The sequence below is a fragment of the Oleiphilus sp. HI0066 genome, from assembly GCF_001635725.1.
Genome location: NZ_LWFH01000076.1, coordinates 1 through 877, shown reverse-complemented (window position 1 = coordinate 877; position 877 = coordinate 1). Strand labels below are relative to the sequence as shown.

1 protein-coding gene is annotated in these 877 nt (G+C 46.2%); it reads right to left on the bottom strand.

The annotated features are described in order from the left end of the window. On the bottom strand, window positions 1-710 hold a 710-nt coding region (locus A3738_RS01220), incomplete at its 3' end, for a tRNA-dihydrouridine synthase (protein WP_231876491.1). Window positions 711-877: the final 167 nt, after the last annotated feature.

Below are 877 nucleotides of genomic sequence, written 5' to 3'. Positions count from 1 at the left end.
AGTTTTTGTCCGACTTTAGGGTCGATCGCAAGTGGACGCGCTAGCCCGATCATGTCACAAGCGTTTTGATCGAGAGCATGTTGCATTGCTTCTGCTGAACGGAATCCTCCGGTTACGACAAGTGGTACGTTTACTTTGTCGCGGATTGATTCTGCGAACTCTAGAAAATATGCTTCTCTTTTTTGCGTACTTTCTGCGATTTTGTGGCCCATCATTTTAGGACTTTCGTAGGTGCCACCAGAGATTTCAATTAGATCAATGTTCAGTTCACCAAGTCGAGAAATAACCTGCATGGCTTCTTCATGACTGAACCCGCCTTTTGAATAATCGGCTGAGTTGAGTTTAATACCTACTGGGAAATCATCGCCGACTGCTTTTCTTATTGCGGAGTAAACGCTTTCAACAAAGCGCATGCGATTTTTTAATGATCCGCCCCATTTGTCCTTCCGTTGATTGTGGTGGGGGGAGAGGAACTGACTAACCAAATAGCCATGTGCGCCATGGATCTGTATGCCATCAAATCCTGCTTCTTTAGCGAGTCGCGCGCTGGTCGCAAACGCATCAATAATGTGGTTGATCTCATTATCGTGCAAAGCGCGGGGGCAATTGAAAGATGCTTGCAGTGCGCCTCCTAGAGGAATCGCTGATGGCGCAACAGGCTCTTTGCTTAGGAATTTAGGTATTTGTTTACCTGGATGATTTAACTGCATCCATACTTGAGTACCGTTCTTTTTGCGGCTGTAGCCCAGGCTCTAAAAGCTGCGAGGTCACTTTGTTCATCTAATACAACGTTCTTAGGCTCACCTAAAGCGGTTCTGTCTATCATGACGTTGCCCGTGACAAGTAAACCTGTGCCTCCTAATGACCATGCTTCATA